The sequence below is a fragment of the Azospirillum sp. A23 genome, from assembly GCF_042938965.1.
Classification (GTDB): Bacteria; Pseudomonadota; Alphaproteobacteria; order Azospirillales; family Azospirillaceae; genus Azospirillum; species Azospirillum melinis.
The window spans coordinates 538,018-555,809 of sequence record NZ_CP170667.1; the positions used below are offsets into that span (position 1 = coordinate 538,018).

A 17,792-nucleotide genomic window follows, 5' to 3' on the forward strand; every position below is an offset into this window, starting at 1 on the left:
ATCCAGGAGTTCGGACCGTGCCGTTGGACCTCTACAACACGCTGACCCGCCGTAAGGAGCGCTTCGAGCCGCTTCGCCCGGACCATGTCGGCATGTATGTCTGTGGTCCGACGGTCTACGACACCGCCCATATCGGCAACGCCCGGCCGGTGGTGGTGTTCGACCTGCTGTTCCGGCTGCTGTCGCGGCTCTATCCGGCGGTGACCTATGTCCGCAACATCACCGATGTGGACGACAAGATCATCGACCGGGCGCGGGACAGCGGCGAGCCGATCGATGCGCTGACCGCGCGCACCACCGACCTGTTCCATGCCGACATGGACGCGCTGAACGCGCTGCGCCCGACCATCGAGCCGCGGGCGACCCAGCATATCGGCCAGATGATCGCGCTGATCGCCACGCTGATCGAGCGCGGCAACGCCTATGCCGCGGAAGAGCATGTGCTGTTCTCCGTGCCGTCGATGCCGAGCTATGGCCAGCTGTCCCGCCGCTCGCTGGAGGACATGATCGCCGGTGCGCGGGTGGAGGTGGCACCCTACAAGCGCGATAGCTCCGACTTCGTGCTGTGGAAGCCGAGCAGCCCCGACCAGCCCGGTTGGGACAGCCCCTGGGGCCGCGGCCGTCCGGGCTGGCACATCGAATGCTCCGCCATGGCGAAGGAGCATCTCGGCGCCACCTTCGACATCCATGGCGGCGGTTTGGACCTGATCTTCCCGCACCATGAGAACGAGATCGCCCAGAGCTGCTGCGCCAACGGCACCGACGGACTGGCCCGCACCTGGGTCCACAACGGCTTCGTGACGGTCGAAGGCGAGAAGATGTCGAAGTCCCTCGGCAACTTCTTCACCGTCCACGATCTGCTGGACGAGTTCCCGGGTGAGGCGATCCGCCTGACCCTGCTGAGCGCCCATTACCGCCAGCCGCTGGACTTCACCCGCGAGGGCATCCGGCAGGCCAAGGGCACGCTCGACCGCTGGTATCAGGCTCTGCGCGGCGAGCCGGCTGCGATTCCGGCCGAACTGCCCTTCGACGTGCTGGCGGCACTGGAGGACGATCTGAACAGTCCGCTCGCCATCGCGCATCTGCACGAGTTGGCGACCGCGGTGAACAAGGCGAAGAGCGATGCCGAGAAGGCCGCGGCCAAGGGTGCGCTGCTGGCGGCCGGACAACAGCTCGGCCTGTTGCAGCAGGATGCGGAGGCATGGTTCCGCTGGGCGCCGACCGGTGGGGCCGAAGGGTTGACCGACGTCGAGGTCGAGCAGCTGATCGTCGACCGCAAGTCTGCACGCGCGGCGAAGAACTTTGCCGAGGCCGACCGCATCCGCAAGGAACTGGCCGACAAGGGCATCGTTCTCGAAGACGGTCCGCAGGGCACGACCTGGAAGCGGGGGTAATTCGCCGATTCGCCCTTTCCCGCTGCGGGAGGGGGCGGTCCGCCCTAGTATTGTTGCCAGGGCCGCAACAAACCTTCGCTGCTTCCGCTGATTATCCCGCGCGTCGATCCGGCTAATCTCCTCTTCAGACGAAACGCGGCCCTCGCCGGTCCGCCTGACTGAGGAGACCCTGACCATGATCGACAATCGCACGCCCCCTATGCCGCCTTCCTGCTGCGCGTCGGCCTCGGCCTGCTGTTCCTGGCCCATGGCCTTGTGCTGAAGGTGCTGACCTTCACCATTCCCGGCACCGTCGGCTATTTCGAGAGCATCGGCTATCCCGGCTTTCTCGCCTATCTCGTGATCCTGGGCGAGATCGGCGGCGGGCTGCTGCTGATCGCCGGTGTCTACACCCGCTGGATCGCGCTGGCCCTGCTGCCGATCATGATCGGCGCCACGCTCCAGCATGTCGGCAATGGTTGGGTGTTCAATGCGCAGGGCGGCGGTTGGGAGTTCCCGGCCTTCTGGACGGTCCTGCTGGTGGTGCAGTCGCTGCTGGGCGAGGGCGCCTTCGCCCTGAAGGTTCCGGCGCTGGGCGCCCCGGCCGACCGTCGCGAACTGGCCTGATCCGCAACCGAAACCGGTATTCGACGGTGGCGCGGAGCGGGGAGGGGGCAATTTGCCTCTTCCCCGTTCCGCGTCGCCGTCCCATTTGGTAGACAGGACGGAGACCAACCGGAGAGCCTGATGACCGTTTCGCCGAACGACCAGCACAAGACGGAGTCCTCCGGGGTCCTGAATTTGCTGGACGACCTGATCGCCAAGGCGCGCGCCGCCGGTGCGGATGCCGCCGATGCCGTGCTGTTCGACAGCGCGTCCGTGTCCCTCGCTCACCGGCTGGGCAAGACCGAGAAGCTTGAGCGCTCCGAATCCGGCGATCTCGGACTCAGGGTGTTCATCGGCAAGCGGCAGGCCATCGTCTCCTCCACCGACCGCAGCGGCAAGGCGCTGGACGAGCTGGTCGAGCGTGCCATCGCCATGGCCCGCGTGGTGCCGGAGGACGGCTTCGCCGGCATCGCCGATCCGGAGCAGCTGTCCCGCAGCTGGCCCGACCTCGACATCTGCGACGATGAGGAGCCGTCCTCGGAAACGCTGATCGACCGGGCCCGCATCGCCGAAGAGGCGGCACTGGCGGTCGAGGGCGTCACCAATTCCGAAGGGGGCGATGCCGGCTGGAGCCGCTCGACCATCGCGATTGCCGCCTCCAACGGCTTCGCCGGCACCTACGGGGTGTCGCGCCAGTCGCTGTCTGCCTCCGTCCTGGCCGGCACCGGCACCGGGATGGAGCGCGACTATGATTATGACAGCAAGGTCTATGGCGCTGACCTGCGCGATCCCGCCGAGATCGGCCGCGAGGCCGGCGAGCGTGCCGTCCGCCGCCTGAACCCGCGCCGCGTCAAGAGCTGCAAGGTGCCGGTGTTCTTCGACCCACGGGTATCGCGCGGCCTGCTCGGTCACCTGACCGGCGCCATCAGCGGTCCCAGCATCGCCCGCGGCACCAGTTTCCTCAAGGACAGGATGGGGCAGCAGATCTTCGCGTCCTCCATCACCATCGTCGACGACCCGCATGTGAAGCGCGGCCTGCGCTCCCGTCCCTTCGATGCCGAGGGCGTCGAAGTGTCGCGGCGCACGCTGATCGAGGACGGTGTGCTGACCACCTGGCTGCTCGACCTGCGGTCCGCCCGGCAGCTCGGCCTGACGACAACCGGCCACGCCGCCCGCGGCACCTCCGGCCCGCCGGGTCCGGCGCCGGCCAATGTCTACATGGCTGCCGGCAAGCGCAGCCGCGCCGACATGCTGGCGGAGATCAAGGACGGCTTCTACGTCACCGACCTGATGGGCATGGGCGTCAATGGCGTCACCGGCGATTACAGCCGTGGCGCCGGCGGCTTCTGGATCGAGAACGGCCAGATCACCTATCCCGTCAACGAGATCACCATCGCCGGCAACCTCAAGGACATGTTCCTGAACATGGAGGCGGCCGACGACCTGGAACTGCGCTTCGGCATGGATGCGCCGACCGTGCGCATCGACGGCATGACCATTGCCGGGATGTAGGCGCCGGTATGTAGGCGTCGGCGTTCAAGCCGCTTAGGGCAGAGGCAGCTCCGCCCGTCTCTTCATCATTTGGCATCGTTCTTGCGCAGACAGCGGGCAACCCAAAGCGGGTTCGCCCGCTTTTTGTGCTGCATTTCCGCCACTCTGCCTGTCCAAACATCAGCTAGGCCCTTGCGCGTATCTGCCTGATCTGTTAGCAATTTGCCGTTTTTTTGGGCGAAATGCTGAAGGTTTGTGCAAATGGATGCGGCAAAGACGGGTGGCGACGTCCTTTTCGTGCTGATGGGCGCGGTGATGGTGCTGGCGATGCATTGCGGCTTCGCCCTGCTGGAGGTCGGGACGGTCCGGCGCAAGAATCAGGTGAACGCGCTGGTGAAGATCCTGTCGGACTTCGCCATGTCGACCATCGCCTATTTCTTCGTCGGTTATGCCGTGGCCTACGGGATCGACTTCTTCGCCGACGCCCACACGCTGGTCGGCAAGGGAAGCGGCGGCTTCGCAGCCTATGGCTACGATCTGGTGAAGTTCTTCTTCCTCGCGACCTTCGCCGCCGCGGTGCCGGCCATCGTCTCGGGCGGCATCGCCGAGCGTGCCAGATTCTGGCCGCAGGCCGGCGCCACGCTGGCGTTGATCGCGCTGTTCTATCCATTGCTGGAAGGCACGGTCTGGGGAACCCGCTTCGGCCTGCAAGGCTGGATGGCTGCGACATTCGGCCAGCCGTTCCACGACTTCGCCGGATCGGTGGTGGTACATGCCTTCGGCGGCTGGGTGGCGCTGGGTGCGGTGCTGAACCTCGGCAACCGCCGCGGCCGCTACCGCCCCAACGGTTCGCTGATCGCCATTCCGCCGTCGAACATTCCCTTCCTGGCACTGGGCGCCTGGGTGCTGTGCGTCGGCTGGTTCGGCTTCAACGTGATGAGCGCCCAGGTACTGGACGGCGTGACGGGTCTGGTGGCGCTGAACTCGCTGATGGCGATGGTCGGCGGCATCGTCACGTCGCTGGTGATCAGCCGCACCGATCCAGGCTTCGTCCACAACGGCGCGCTGGCCGGTCTGGTGGCGATCTGCGCCGGGTCCGACGTGATGCACCCGCTGGGCGCGCTGGTCACCGGCGGTATCGCCGGGCTGCTGTTCGTCTGGGCCTTCAACAAGTGCCAGATCGACTGGAAGATCGATGACGTGCTGGGCGTCTGGCCGCTGCACGGTCTGTGCGGCCTGACCGGCGGCCTGCTGGCCGGCGTCTTCGGGCAGGAGGCGCTGGGCGGCCTTGGCGGCGTGTCGATCCTCAGCCAGATCGTCGGTACGCTGGGCGGCGCCGGCTTCGGATTCGCCTCGGGTCTGGCGGTCTACGGCCTGCTGCGCGTCACCGTCGGCATCCGCCTCGATCCCGAGCAGGAGTACAAGGGCGCCGACCTGTCGTTGCACCACATCACCGCGTACCCGGAAGAGGACGCGCCCGGCATGTAATGCGCCGCGCACAACGCCGCCGCCCCTTGGCCGACTCTTGCTTTGCCGGGGCGGCGGCTTTAGTGTCCAGCGCGAACTCCTCCCCCTCACGACGCCGGATTTTGACCGCCCCATGAAGGCCGCCATCGTCGTTTTCCCCGGCTCCAACCGCGAACGCGACGCCGTCGCCGCGCTGGAGGCCGTCAGCGGGACCAAGCCGCATCTGGTCTGGCACCGCGACACCGAACTGCCCAAGGTCGACCTGATCGTCGTGCCCGGCGGCTTCTCCTATGGCGATTACCTGCGCTCCGGCGCCATGGCGGCGCATTCGCCGATCATGCGCGAGGTGAAGGCGCGGGCCGATCAGGGCGTCCGGGTTCTCGGCGTCTGCAACGGCTTCCAGATCATCACCGAGGCCGGGCTGCTGCCCGGCGCGCTGATGCGCAACGGCGCGCTGAAGTTCGTCTGCCGCGTCCAGCATCTGCGGGTGGAGAACACCGACAGCCCCTTCACCAGGAAATACGCGAAGGGCCAGATCGTCCGTTTCCCCGTGGCGCATGGCGACGGCAACTACTGGACCGACGCGGAGACGGTGAAGCGGCTGGACGGCGAAGGCCAGGTCGCCTTCCGCTATGTCGGTGACGAGGCGCGCAGCGACCCCCGCGGCAACCCGAACGGCTCGGTGTCCGACATCGCCGGCATCTTCAATGCCAAGCGCACCGTGCTGGGCCTGATGCCGCACCCCGAGGACGCGGTGGAAGCCCTGCACGGCAACACCGACGGCAAGCCCATGTTCGAAGGTCTGGTGGAGGCCCTGTCGTGAGCGCTGAAGCTACCAGGGCGCAGGAGCGTCCGGTCACCGCCGAACTCGCCAAGGAGTTCGGCCTGTCCGCCGAGGAGTACCAGAACGCCCTGGACATCCTGGGCCGCACTCCGACCTTCACCGAGATGGGCATCATCTCGGTCATGTGGTCGGAGCACTGCTCCTACAAGTCGTCGAAGGTGTGGCTGAAGACGCTGCCGACCACCGGTCCGCAGGTGATCTGCGGCCCCGGCGAGAATGCCGGCGTGGTCGACATCGGCGACGGCGACGCCGTCATCTTCAAGATGGAGAGCCATAACCACCCGTCCTACATCGAGCCCTACCAGGGTGCGGCGACGGGCGTCGGCGGCATCCTGCGCGACGTGTTCACCATGGGCGCGCGTCCCATCGCCAACATGAACGCGCTGCGCTTCGGCTCGCCCGACCACCCCAAGACCCGCCATCTGGTCTCGGGCGTGGTCGCCGGCATCGGCGGCTACGGCAACTGCGTCGGCGTGCCGACCGTGGGCGGCGAGACCAACTTCCACCCGGCCTACAACGGCAACATCCTGGTCAACGCCATGACCGTGGGTGTCGCCAAGACCGACAGGATCTTCTATTCGGCCGCCGCCGGCATCGGCAACCCGGTCGTCTATGTCGGCTCCAAGACCGGCCGCGACGGCATCCATGGCGCCACCATGGCGTCGGCCGAGTTCACCGAGGATTCGGAGGAGAAGCGCCCGACCGTGCAGGTCGGCGACCCCTTCACCGAGAAGCTGCTGATCGAAGCCTGCCTGGAATTGATGGAGACGGACGCCATCGTCGCCATCCAGGACATGGGCGCCGCCGGCCTGACCTCGTCGTCGGTCGAGATGGCTGGCAAGGGCGGCCTGGGCATCGAGCTGACGCTCGACACCCTGCCGATGCGCGAAGAGGCGATGACGCCCTATGAGATCATGCTCTCCGAAAGCCAGGAGCGCATGCTGATCATCCTGAAGCCCGGCCGCGAGGAGGTGGCGAAGGCCATCTTCGACAAGTGGGAGCTGGACTTCGCCGTCATCGGTCACCTGACCGACACCGGCAACCTCGTCATCAAGATGTATGGCGAGACCTGGTGCGACATGCCGATCGCCCCGGTGTCCAACGCCGCACCGGAATACAACCGTCCGTGGGAGCCGACGCCGAAGGCTTCGGATGTCGCCGACAGCGTGTTCGACGGCTATTCCGAGGAACTGGGCGACACGCTGACCAAGCTGTTCGGCTGCCCCGATCTGGCCTCCAAGCGCTGGATCTGGGAGCAGTATGACAGCCTCGTTGGCGGCGACACTCGCTTCATGTCGGGTCAGGCCGACGCCGCGGTCGTCCGTGTGCCGGGCCAGACCAAGGCGGTTGCCATCACCACCGACTGCACCCCGCGCTACTGCCTCGCCGACCCGGTCGAGGGCGGCAAGCAGGCCGTGGCCGAGGCGTGGCGCAACCTGTCGGCGGTGGGCGCCCTGCCGCTCGCCATCACCGACAACATGAACTTCGGCAACCCCGAGAAGCCGCGGATCATGGGCCAGTTCGTCGGCGCCGTCCAAGGCATCGGCGAGGCCTGCAAGGCGCTGGACTTCCCGGTCGTCTCGGGCAACGTCTCGCTCTACAACGAGACCAACGGCGAGGCGATCCTGCCGACTCCGGCCATCGGCGGCGTCGGCATCATGCCGGACGCGATGATCGCCGTCGGCATCGCCTTCAAGAACGAGGGCGACGTGATCCTCGCGGTGGGCGAGACGAAAGGCCACATCGGCCAGTCGATCTTCCTGCGCGAGATCCTCGGCCGCGAGGAGGGGGCACCCCCGCCGGTCGATCTGGCGGTGGAGCGTCGCAACGGCGACTTCGTCCGCGGCCTGATCCACGAGGGTCTGGTGGTGTCGAGCCACGACGCGGCCGACGGCGGCCTGATCGTCGCCATCGCCGAGATGGCGCTGGCCGGCGGCATCGGCGCCTACCTGACCGGTTTCGACGGCCAGCATGTCCGCGTGCTGTTCGGCGAGGACCAGGGCCGCTACGTCCTGGCCGTCCGTCCGGACGTCGCCGAGACGGTGCAGGAGAAGGCCAAGGCCGCCGGGGTTCCGGTCAGCGTGCTGGGCGAAACCCGCGGCACCTCGCTATCGGGCCGCGGTGGCGAGATCGTTTCCCTGAAACGCCTGCGCGAGGCGAACGAAGGCTGGCTGCCGACATACATGGCCGCCGAGCTGTAAGACGGCCGGGTCGTAAGGAAAACGGCCAAGCCTGATCGAGGTGACCGATCGAGGTCGACGGGGCTGCTTCATGCGAGGCGGCCCCGTTTCTTTTTCCGGCCGGGGAGCGGCGAGCACCCTGCGCCGTTCATGCTCTGTCGTGTACAGACCGGCAAATCGCGTTAAACTCACCGCTCTAAAGGGTTGGATCGGCATATGAGCGCGCCTGGAGGCGGGGAATGGGGTTTTCAGTCACCTTTTGGGGCGTGCGCGGCACCATTCCCTGCCCAATGGCCTCGCATTTGGGGTTCGGTGGCAACACCTCCTGCGTTGAAGTGCAGGCGGGCAAGCAGCGGATCATCGTCGATGCCGGTACCGGGCTGCGGATGCTGGGGCGCAAGCTTCTGGCCGAAGGGGTGACCGGCGCCACGCTACTGCTGAGCCACACCCATCTCGACCACATCAGCGGCTTTCCCTTCTTCGCGCCGGCCTACACCAAAGGCTTCGGTCTTCGCGTCATCTCCGGCCATCTCAACGGCGGTCCCGACATCGAATCGGTGATGGCGCGCCAGATGGAACGGCCGCTCTTCCCGGTGCCGCTGCGCACCATGGGCGGTGACCTGAGCTTCCTTGAGGTGCCGCCCGGCCACAGCTTCAAGCTGGAGGGCGGGGTGCGCATCCACACCGCGGCGCTGAACCATCCCGACGGCGCCACCGGCTACCGGATCGAGTATCAGGGGCGGTCGGTCGCCTACGTCACCGACACCGAACATGTGCCGGACCACCCCGATCGCAACATCCTGAACCTTGTCGACGGGGTGGATCTGCTGCTCTACGACTCGACCTACACCGACGATGAATGGGCGCAGCGGATCGGCTGGGGCCATTCCACCTGGATGGAAGCGGTGCGGATCGCCCGCGCGGCCCATGTGAAGACGTTGGGCCTGTTCCACCACGATCCGGATCACGACGACGCGACGATGGAGCGGATCGAGGCGGCGGCCAAGGCAGAGTTCGCAAATTGCTTTGCCGCGCGCGAGGGAACCACCATTTCCCTCGACTGACATTCCCTGTGCATCGGGCATTATGACCGCAACCATCCTGATTCTGTTCGCCGCCACCTATCTGGGCATGGCGCTGGGCGGTTTTCCCGGCCTGCGCATCGACCGCACCGGCATCGCGCTGGTCGCAGCGATCCTGCTGCTGGCGACCGGGGCGCTGGATACCGCCGCCGCCGTGTCGGCCATCGACTTCCCGACGATCTTCATCCTGCTGGGTCTGATGATCCTGTCGGCGCAATATGCCGGCAGCGGTTTCTACGACTGGTGTGCGCTGAAGGTGGCGCAGGCGGCGAAGTCGCCGGCGCGGCTCCTGGCGGTGATCGTGCTGGTCGCCGGCGGGCTGTCGGCGGTGCTGGCGAACGACGTGGTCGTCTTCGCGATGACGCCGATGCTGTGCCTGGGCTTGCAGGCGCGCAAGCTGGACCCGCGGCCCTACCTGATCGGGCTGGCGGGCGCCGCCAATGCAGGGTCGGCGGCGACGATGATCGGCAACCCGCAGAACATCCTGATCGGGCAGGTCGGGCATCTCGATTTCTGGCGCTTCCTGGCGATCTGCGGCGGCCCGGCGCTGGCGGCCATGGCCATCGCCTATGCGACCGTCTGGCTGGTCTGGCGCGGCCGTTTCGGCATGCCGCAGGAGGGGCACGAGGAGGCCGTGCAGGCGGCGCCGAAGCTCGACCGCTGGCAGTTGGGCAAGGCGGTGGCGGCGACGCTCGTTCTGCTGATCCTGTTCACCCGCGACATCCCGCAGGAGCATGCGGTGCTGCTGATCGCCGGTGTGATGATGGTCAGCCGCCGCATGGCCAGCCGCGACATGCTGGGCATGGTCGACTGGCATCTTCTGGTGCTGTTCGGCGCGCTCTTCGCGATCAACCATGCGCTGGGGCTGACCGGCATCCCGACGGCGCTGGTCAACGACCTGAGCGCGGCAGGATGGCTTCCCGACCGGCTGGCGGTGATGCTGCCGCTGTCGCTGGCGGGCAGCAACACCATCGGCAACGTTCCGGCGGTGATCCTGCTGCTGGCCGCCTGGCCGTCGCCGCCGGAAGGGGCGCTCTACGGGCTGGCGCTGCTGTCGACCCTGGCCGGCAACCTGCTGCTGCCGGGCAGCCTTGCCAACATCATCGTGGCGGAGCGGGCTGCCGCTGCCGGCGTCAAGCTGGGCTTTGTCGAGCATGCACGCTGCGGCGTGCCGATGGCGCTCCTGTCGATGGCGGTGGCGGCGGTCTGGCTGTGGGCCGGCGGGTGGATGGGGCTGTGACGGGCAGGCTGTGACCTGTGATCAGCGCGTGACTTTCGGAAGTGCAAGCCCCTTCTGCCGGGTGCGACAAATGGGGTACTCTGTTCGGAGCGCCATTGTCGTGCGCCGGGGTGGGGGAGCGCTGTGGGTCTGGTCGGCCAATTCCTTGAATTTATCGAAAGCGCCCCGAACCAGTCGCTGCGGTCGCTCAGCGATCGGGTGCTGCGCAAGTGCCGCGAACTGACGGGTGCCGAGGCCGGCACGGTCTTCATGCTGCGCGGGCAGGGACGGCACCGTCATCTCGATGCGGTCAGCGCGCAGAACGACGTGATCCGCGCCAGGCCGACCCTGTTTTCGGTGCCGGTCAGCCAGGCCTCCATCGTCGGCTATGTCGCCGCGACCGGCGAGACGCTGCTGCTGGAGGATGCCTACGCCATTCCGGCCGACCAGCCCTACAGCTTCAACCCCGCCTTCGACCAGCGCACCGGCTTCCGCACCCGGTCCATCATGGCCTTCGCGTTGAAGGGGTTCCGTGACCGGCCCATCGGCGTGGTGCAGCTGATCAACCGCCGCCCGCTGGAGGGGCCGCCGGCCTTTCTGCCCGATCACGAGCAGATGATTGCCCCGGTCAACCACATCGTCGGCCGGGCGCTGGAACGCGCTGCGACGCTGGAGCGGCTGACCGAACGCAACCGCGCCCTGACCAAGGAGCGCCGCCGTGTCGCCGAACTCCAGGCGGAGACGGAGCGGGCCTTCATGGTGTCGGTCAATCTGCTGGCCCGCGCTGCCGAGGTGCATGACGAGGACACCGGCAACCACATCCTGAGGGTCAACGAATATTCCTACATGCTGGCGACCTGGGCCGGTTGCAGCCGCGCCTTTTGCCGGGAGATCCGCTTTTCTGCCGCCCTGCACGATGTCGGCAAGATGAGCGTCGATCAGGCGGTTCTGCACAAGCGGGGCCGGCTCGACGAGCGCGAGCTTGCGGAAATGCGGCGCCATCCGGTCTATGGCCACGACATCCTGGTCGCATCGGACCGGCTGAAGATGGCCGCCGAGATCGCGCTGTACCATCACGAGCAATGGGCCGGCACCGGCTATCCGTTCGGCCTGAAGGGCGAGGAAATTCCCCTCGCCGCCCGCATCGTCGCCATTGCCGACTGTTATGACGCGCTGCGCAGCGCCCGGCCCTACAAGCCGTCATTCAGCCATGAGAAGACGGTGGACATCCTGCTGAACGGTGACGATCGCCTGGACCCGAAGGTCCATTTCGATCCGCGCCTGCTGGCGCTGTTCGCCGCCCGCCATGCGGAGTTCGGCGAGATCTGGGAGCGGCTGAAGGATCAAGAAACGCAGGATGCCTGAGGCCTGACGAAAGAGGGCCGGTGCGGGCGGTCCACGACCTCCCGAACCGGCCCTGTCTCAGGCTCAACCCGCTCAGGTGTGGGTCACTCGGCCGGGTTGGTCGCGGCGAGCGCGCGGCGGCGGACCCAGCGGATGCTCTTGATCGCGAGCCACAGACCGCCGATGGCAAGGCCGGTCAGCAGCAGGATCTTCGGTCCATCCTCGCCGATGGCGGCGGCAGCCTCACCGAACAGGTAACCGGCGCCGGCGAAGCTCCAGGCCCAGATGCCGGCGGCGATGAAGTTCCAGAACAGGAAGCGCGACCACGGCATCCCCGAGGTGCCGATGGCGACCGACGCGATGTTCCGGACGCCGTAGAGGAAGCGGAAGACCAGGATGAAGGCGACGCCGTATTTCTCCAGCCAACCCAGCACCCGGCAGGCGTGGGCATCGGCGGAGGGGAAACGGGCCAGCGCCTTCTTGCCCCAGCGGCGGCCCAACCAGAACCAGACCTGATCGCCCAGGAAACTGCCGACCCACACCGACCCGACCAGCCAGTAAAGATTGACGATACCGAGCTTGGCGCCCATCCCGCCGAAGATTACAAATGTTTCACCTTCAAAAAAGGCCCAGACAAAGGCCATCGGGTAAAAGGCGTTCCCCCATTCCTGCAACCACGAAATCCAGTCCAAAGCTCCCTCCGGGAGACGTCGCATGTGGGTTCGGCGTGCCCGGCGGCGCTTTGATACCGCTTTATTGTGCGATGCGGCATATAAAGCGTGGGCTGGAAGGGATCATGACATAAAGCCGTGTGGTTTGTCTCGGAAACTTTATTGACGAAGGGACGCACCCAGCAGTGAGACTGGCGTGTCAGAAATCCTCGCCCGAGAGCTCTCCCACCGCCTGCCGCGCGGCACGCAGCAGGGCGGGGTTCGGCTCCCTCGCACCTTCTCCGTTTTCGCCGTCGGTATCCCCGGAGTCGGGGGCGGCGCGGCGCTTCAGTTCGCGCGCCGCTTCGATCAGCAGATGGGCCAGCCGCTGGTCGGGCAGCGCCTGCACCAGTGCCCGCAATTCCGCGTTGGACAGTGCTGCCGGGTCGAAGGCCGGCGGGGGAGGCGGCGGGGCCGGGGGGGCGAGCGGCAGGGTCGCGACGCTCGCCGCCATCGCCGCCGCCCGGGGCGGCGGTGCGGCTTCCCGTACCACGTCCACGGCGACCTGGGCGGCCATGGTCGAGGGGGCGGCACCCGTCGCGGAAGCCCGCGCCCGGCGCGGCTTGCGCACCGGCTCGCTTTCCGGCAGGTCGTCGAACAATAGCCGTTGGACGCTCATCGCTGCAGATGCCCCCTGCGCTCCATCGATGCCGCCAGCGCTGCGGCGGCCAATCCCGTTCACTCGCAGTTTGCGATGTGTTCTCTTTTCATTCTAGAAATCGCGGTCGGTTTGTCGAGTGGATTCTGCCGGGCTATGCCTGAGGGGCATCCTGGACGGCCACTGCTTCCAGGAATCGCTCGGGCCGCAGTACGCGTGTGGCGCCGGCCTGGTGCACCGACAGGAGCTGACGGTCGACCGTCACCAGCCAGGGAACCGAGCCGCCGACGGCGGCGGCCAGGAACATGTCGTCCTCCGGATCGCGGCACAGCCGACCGACCGCGGCCGGTGCGACCAGAGTCATCTCCTGGCCGACCCGCTCCAGGAAGGCGCGGCGTTCGGTCGCGGCGGCGTAGCGGTCGAAGGTGGGGCGCATCAGCACCTCCCGCAGCTCGGCCAGCGTTTCGCTGCTGCCGACGAGGCCGCGGTCGGCACGCACCCGCTCCACGCACCGGCGGATCGCATCGTGGCGCCGGGCAGCAGCACTTCCCAGCAGCGCGTAGGCCACCAGGATGTTGGTGTCGAGTACGGCCCGGACGGGGGGGCGGATAGGGGAGCCAACCATGTCGGAGGCGGCTTTGTCGGAACTGAGCATTGATATATTGCAGAGCTGTGTCGGTTGAAGTTGTCGGGCCTGATACGAGGCGTCTGTTGTGGGCAGGAGCACTTTGCGGTAATAACCCGGTAAGGTGTGAACGGACTCTTTAGGACGGAAGTATCGGCATGACCAGCATCCTCGTCGTCGACGACAGCCGACTTGCGCGCAACATGGTTTCCAGCGTTATCGCCTCCTTGCGGCCCGACTGGACCATCGTCACCGCGGCGAGCGGCGAGGAGGGGCTGGAGATCGTAGGCGAGGTGCCGCCGGTCGCCGCCATCGTCGATTACAACATGCCGGGCATGGACGGGCTTGTTCTCGCCGAACGGCTGAAGGAGCGTTTCGTCGGCCTGCCCATCGGGCTGCTGACCGCAAACGTCCAGGACACGCTGAAGCGCAAGGCCGAGGCGCTGGGCGTCCGCTTCATCGCCAAGCCGATCACATCGGACAAGATCCGCGACTTCCTCGCCGCGGCCGGACAGTGACGGCGATGGGACAGCCCGGATCGGTTCCATCGGCGGACAACCCGCTCCGTCTCGACGCCGACGAGGCCGATGCCATCGCCGAACTGTTCAACATCGGCATGGGCGAAGCGGCCGCCGCCCTCAGCTCGATGCTGGGGGAGGAGGTTCATCTGTCGGTGCCGTCCTTCGCAGTCTCGACCCGTGCCCGCATCACCAGCGAGGTTGGCGACGAGTTGGATGGCGACCAGCCGGTCTGTGCGGTGCGCGGTGCCTTCACCGGTCCCTTCACCGGCGAAGCGATGCTGATCTTCCCCGAACGCGGCACGCTGGCCCTGGTCGGCCGCCTCGTCCCCGTCGACCCCGCCGCCGAGGCGCCGGGAGAGATGGAGCAGGACGCGCTGACCGAGATCGGCAACATCATCCTGAACGGCTGTCTCGCCAGCCTGTCCAACCTGATCGGCGGCGAGCTGTCGGGGGCGGTTCCGGGCTATGGCGCCGGCGCGCCGGCGGCGGTGATCGGGTCAGGCACAGACCCGGTGCTGTTCGTGCGCATCGACATGGCGCTCGCCGCCGGAGATGCCAGCGGCCATGCGTTGTTCCTGCTGGACATCGCATCGCTCGACGCCTTCCGCGAGGCGATCCGGCGGGCTTTGGCGGGGCTGTAAAAAAGGGGGGCGCGAACGCCCCCCGAATTTATCACCCTTCGATCTTCGAGAAGTCGGCCACCGCGTTCAGCGTCGTGCGGATCTGCGTCAGCAGGCGCAGGCGGTTGGCGCGCAGGTCCTTGTCCTCCGCGTTCACCGTGACCTTCTCGAAGAAGGCGTCCACCGGGCCGCGGAGCTTCGCCAGCGCCGCCATGGTGCCGGTGAAGTCCTCGGCATCCAACTGCGGCTTCGCAGTGGCCGAGGCCTCGTTCAGCGCCGCGAACAGCGCCTTTTCCTCGTCCTGGGAAAGGCGGTCGGCATCGACCGGCTGGTCGAAACTCGCACCGTCCTTCTTCTCCTCGATGCGGACGATGTTGGACGCGCGCTTGTAGGCCGCCAACAGGTTGGCGCCCTCGTCGGAGCCGACGAACGCCTGCAGAGCCTTCACGCGGGCCAGCAACCGCACCAGATCGTCCTCACCGCCGAGCGCGAACACCGCATCGACCAGATCGTGGCGGACGCCCTGCTCGCGCAGCACCACCTTCAGGCGGTCGGCGAAGAAGGACATCAGATCGCCGCCGACGCTGCCGGCCGGGGCGAAGCCGCTGACCTTGTAGGCGCCATGCGCCGCCGCGAAGATCTCGCCCAGCTTCACCCGCAGCCCGTTCTCCAGCACCAGACGGATCACGCCCAGCGCAGCACGGCGCAGCGCGTACGGGTCCTTCGACCCCGTCGGCTTCTCGTCGATGGCGAAGAAGCCGACCAGCGTGTCGATCTTGTCGGCCAGCGCCACCGAAACCGAAACCGGCGCGGTCGGGCAGCTGTCCGACGGACCCAGCGGCTTGTAATGGTCGGCGATGGCGTTGGCGACGTCGGCGCTCTCGCCCTGGCCCAGCGCGTAATAGCGGCCCATGATCCCCTGAACCTCAGGGAACTCGCCGACCACCTCGGTCACCAGATCGGCCTTGCACAGCAGGGCGGCGCGGCTGGCGGCGTCGCTGTCGGCGCCGATGGCGCGGGCGATCTCGGCGGCCAGCAACTGCACGCGGGTGACCTTTTCGGCCACCGTGCCCAGCTTGGCGTGGAAGGTGATCTTCTCCAGCGCCGGGACACGGGCTTCCAGCTTGGTCTTGCGGTCCTGGTCCCAGAAGAACTTGGCGTCGGACAGGCGGGCGCGCAGAACGCGCTCGTTGCCGGCGACCACGGCCTTGCCGCCGTCCAGCGTCTCGGTGTTGGCCACGACGATGAAGCGCGGGGCCATCTTGCCCTCGGCATCCAGCACGGCGAAATACTTCTGGTGGGTGCGCATGGAGGTGATCAGCACCTCCGACGGCACGTCCATGAAGCTCTCGTCGATGCTGCCCATCAGCACGACCGGCCATTCGACGAGGCCGGCGACCTCCTCCAGCAGGGCGTCGTCGGGCGACAGGGTCAGGCCCTGGGCCTTGGCCAGCGTCTCGGCGTCGGCCTTGATCTTGGCCTTGCGCTCCTCGCGGCTAAGCACGACCTTGGCGGCGCGCAGCTTCTCCTTGTAGTCGGCGAAGCTCTCCACCGTGAAGGCGTCGGGCGCCAGGAAGCGATGGCCGCGGGTGCCGTTGCCGAAGACGATGCGGCCCTGGGTGCCGCCGATGTCATAGCCGCCGTCGAGCACGCGCCCGCCGAACAGGGCGACGATCGAGTGCAGCGGACGGACCCAGCGCACGGTGCCGGTGCCCCAGCGCATCGACTTCGGCCAGGGCAGCTCGGCCATGGCGGCGGGGATGATCTCCGCCAGCACCTCGGCGGTCTCGCGGCCCTTCTTCTCGGTCACCGCGAAATAGAACAGGCCCTTGCCGGTGTCGCGCTGCTCGCACTGGTCGAGGCTGTCGAGCCCGGCCGACTTCAGGAAGCCGACGACCGCCTGCTCCGGCGAGCCGACGCGCGGACCCTTTTTCTCCTCGCGCACGTCGGCGGTGCGCTCCGGCAGCCCGTCGACCACCAGCGCCAGACGGCGCGGTGTGGAATGGGCATCGGCGGCCGTGAAGGTCAGGCCGTTCGCCGCCAGCTTGTCGGTGACGAGGCGCTTCAGGTCGTCGGCGGCCCGCGCCTGCATGCGGGCGGGGATTTCTTCGGAAAAGAATTCGATCAGGAGTTCGGTCATGGGTTTACTTCGCCCCCGTCCAGGCTTCGCAGCAGGCCTTGGCCAGCGTGCGCACGCGGCCGATATAGGCTGCGCGCTCGACAACGCTGATCACGCCGCGGGCGTCCAGCAGGTTGAACAGATGCGACGCCTTGATGCACTGGTCATAGGCGGGCAGCGCAAGGTTCTGCGCCACCAGCGCCTGACACTCGGCCTCGGCGTCCTTGAAATGCTGGAGCAGCATGTCGGTGTTGGCGAACTCGAAATTATGCTTCGAGTATTCGATCTCGGCGCGCTTGAACACGTCGCCGTACTTCACGCCCTGGCCGTTGAAGTCCAGGTCGTAGACATTCTCCACGCCCTGCACATACATGGCGAGGCGCTCCAGCCCATAGGTCAGCTCGACGGCGACGGGGTCGCATTCGATGCCGCCGACCTGCTGGAAATAGGTGTACTGCGTCACTTCCATGCCGTCGCACCACACTTCCCAGCCCAGGCCCCAGGCGCCCAGCGTCGGGCTTTCCCAGTCGTCCTCGACGAAGCGGATGTCGTGCAGCGCCGGGTCGATGCCGATGGCGCGCAGGCTGTCCAGGTAAAGCTCCTGCGCGTTGGCCGGCGAGGGCTTCATGATGACCTGGTACTGGTAATAGTGCTGCAGGCGGTTCGGGTTCTCGCCATAGCGACCGTCCTTGGGCCGGCGCGACGGCTGGACATAGGCCGCCTTCCAGGAATCGGGACCCAGCGCGCGCAGCGTGGTCGCGGGGTGGAAGGTGCCGGCGCCGACCTCCATGTCGTAGGGCTGCAGGATGACGCAACCCTGCTCCGACCAGAACTGGTGGAGCTTGAGGATCAGGGCCTGGAACGACAGGCCGCGGCGGTCGGCGGAATTTCCGCCGTCGGAAGTCCCGATCTGGGAGGCCATGGACGGTCCACAATAGAAATGTTGAAAACGCGCCGCACGATAGGCGGGCGCCACCGTCAAATCAAGCCGCA

16 protein-coding genes are annotated in these 17,792 nt (G+C 67.1%); 11 read left to right on the plus strand and 5 right to left on the minus strand.

Annotation, left to right across the window (positions count from 1 at the left end):
* The first annotated feature begins 17 nt into the window (after positions 1–17).
* From cysS to ABNQ40_RS19905, 9 genes are all read left to right on the plus strand, one after another.
* Positions 18–1,394 (plus strand): cysteine--tRNA ligase, encoded by a 1,377-nt coding sequence (gene cysS / locus ABNQ40_RS19865; RefSeq protein ID WP_109051621.1) that lies wholly within the window; start codon positions 18–20, stop codon positions 1,392–1,394.
* Between the two features lie 255 nt (positions 1,395–1,649).
* On the plus strand, positions 1,650–2,000 hold the full coding sequence (locus tag ABNQ40_RS19870; RefSeq protein WP_247880018.1) for a DoxX family protein: 351 nt from the start codon (positions 1,650–1,652) through the stop codon (positions 1,998–2,000).
* Between the two features lie 120 nt (positions 2,001–2,120).
* Positions 2,121–3,491, plus strand: coding sequence for a TldD/PmbA family protein (locus ABNQ40_RS19875; RefSeq protein ID WP_109051623.1), 1,371 nt, complete (start codon positions 2,121–2,123; stop codon positions 3,489–3,491).
* Between the two features lie 240 nt (positions 3,492–3,731).
* The gene (locus ABNQ40_RS19880; protein WP_109051624.1) at positions 3,732–4,958 is read left to right on the plus strand and encodes an ammonium transporter; all 1,227 of its coding nucleotides are present in this window, start codon (positions 3,732–3,734) and stop codon (positions 4,956–4,958) included.
* Positions 4,959–5,070: 112 nt separating this feature from the next.
* Positions 5,071–5,760, plus strand: coding sequence for a phosphoribosylformylglycinamidine synthase subunit PurQ (gene purQ, locus ABNQ40_RS19885; RefSeq protein WP_109051625.1), 690 nt, complete (start codon positions 5,071–5,073; stop codon positions 5,758–5,760).
* On the plus strand, positions 5,757–7,982 hold the full coding sequence (gene purL, locus ABNQ40_RS19890; protein ID WP_109051626.1) for a phosphoribosylformylglycinamidine synthase subunit PurL: 2,226 nt from the start codon (positions 5,757–5,759) through the stop codon (positions 7,980–7,982). The genes purQ and purL overlap by 4 nt, the downstream gene beginning before the upstream one ends.
* 218 nt (positions 7,983–8,200) lie before the next feature.
* Entirely contained in the window at positions 8,201–9,025 is an 825-nt protein-coding gene (locus ABNQ40_RS19895; protein ID WP_109051627.1) for an MBL fold metallo-hydrolase, read from the plus strand.
* Between the two features lie 22 nt (positions 9,026–9,047).
* The gene (locus ABNQ40_RS19900) at positions 9,048–10,283 is read left to right on the plus strand and encodes an SLC13 family permease (protein ID WP_109051628.1); all 1,236 of its coding nucleotides are present in this window, start codon (positions 9,048–9,050) and stop codon (positions 10,281–10,283) included.
* Positions 10,284–10,406: 123 nt separating this feature from the next.
* Complete coding sequence (locus ABNQ40_RS19905) at positions 10,407–11,627, plus strand: HD domain-containing phosphohydrolase (RefSeq protein ID WP_247880020.1); 1,221 nt, start codon at positions 10,407–10,409, stop codon at positions 11,625–11,627.
* 83 nt (positions 11,628–11,710) lie between these two features.
* Here the strand turns inward: ABNQ40_RS19905 and ABNQ40_RS19910 are convergent, their stop codons facing one another.
* From ABNQ40_RS19910 to ABNQ40_RS19920, 3 genes are all read right to left on the minus strand, one after another.
* Positions 11,711–12,322: a DedA family protein gene (locus ABNQ40_RS19910; RefSeq protein WP_098739256.1), complete on the minus strand. Its 612-nt coding sequence runs from the start codon at positions 12,320–12,322 to the stop codon at positions 11,711–11,713.
* Between the two features lie 154 nt (positions 12,323–12,476).
* Positions 12,477–12,935, minus strand: a complete 459-nt coding sequence (locus tag ABNQ40_RS19915; protein WP_109051629.1) for a hypothetical protein — start codon at positions 12,933–12,935, stop codon at positions 12,477–12,479.
* Positions 12,936–13,068: 133 nt separating this feature from the next.
* A complete protein-coding gene (locus tag ABNQ40_RS19920; protein ID WP_247880022.1) occupies positions 13,069–13,539 on the minus strand; it encodes a putative toxin-antitoxin system toxin component, PIN family in 471 nt (156 codons plus the stop codon).
* 158 nt (positions 13,540–13,697) lie between these two features.
* Between ABNQ40_RS19920 and ABNQ40_RS19925 the strand changes: the two genes are divergently transcribed.
* On the plus strand, positions 13,698–14,057 hold the full coding sequence (locus tag ABNQ40_RS19925) for a response regulator (protein WP_109051631.1): 360 nt from the start codon (positions 13,698–13,700) through the stop codon (positions 14,055–14,057).
* Between the two features lie 5 nt (positions 14,058–14,062).
* On the plus strand, positions 14,063–14,701 hold the full coding sequence (locus ABNQ40_RS19930) for a chemotaxis protein CheC (protein ID WP_109051632.1): 639 nt from the start codon (positions 14,063–14,065) through the stop codon (positions 14,699–14,701).
* Between the two features lie 31 nt (positions 14,702–14,732).
* Here ABNQ40_RS19930 and glyS read toward each other — a convergent pair whose 3' ends face one another.
* Together glyS and ABNQ40_RS19940 are read right to left on the minus strand one after the other, a co-directional pair.
* The gene (gene glyS, locus ABNQ40_RS19935) at positions 14,733–16,820 is read right to left on the minus strand and encodes a glycine--tRNA ligase subunit beta (protein ID WP_109051633.1); all 2,088 of its coding nucleotides are present in this window, start codon (positions 16,818–16,820) and stop codon (positions 14,733–14,735) included.
* A 4-nt stretch (positions 16,821–16,824) separates the two neighbouring features.
* A complete protein-coding gene (locus ABNQ40_RS19940; RefSeq protein WP_109051634.1) occupies positions 16,825–17,721 on the minus strand; it encodes a glycine--tRNA ligase subunit alpha in 897 nt (298 codons plus the stop codon).
* Positions 17,722–17,792: the final 71 nt, after the last annotated feature.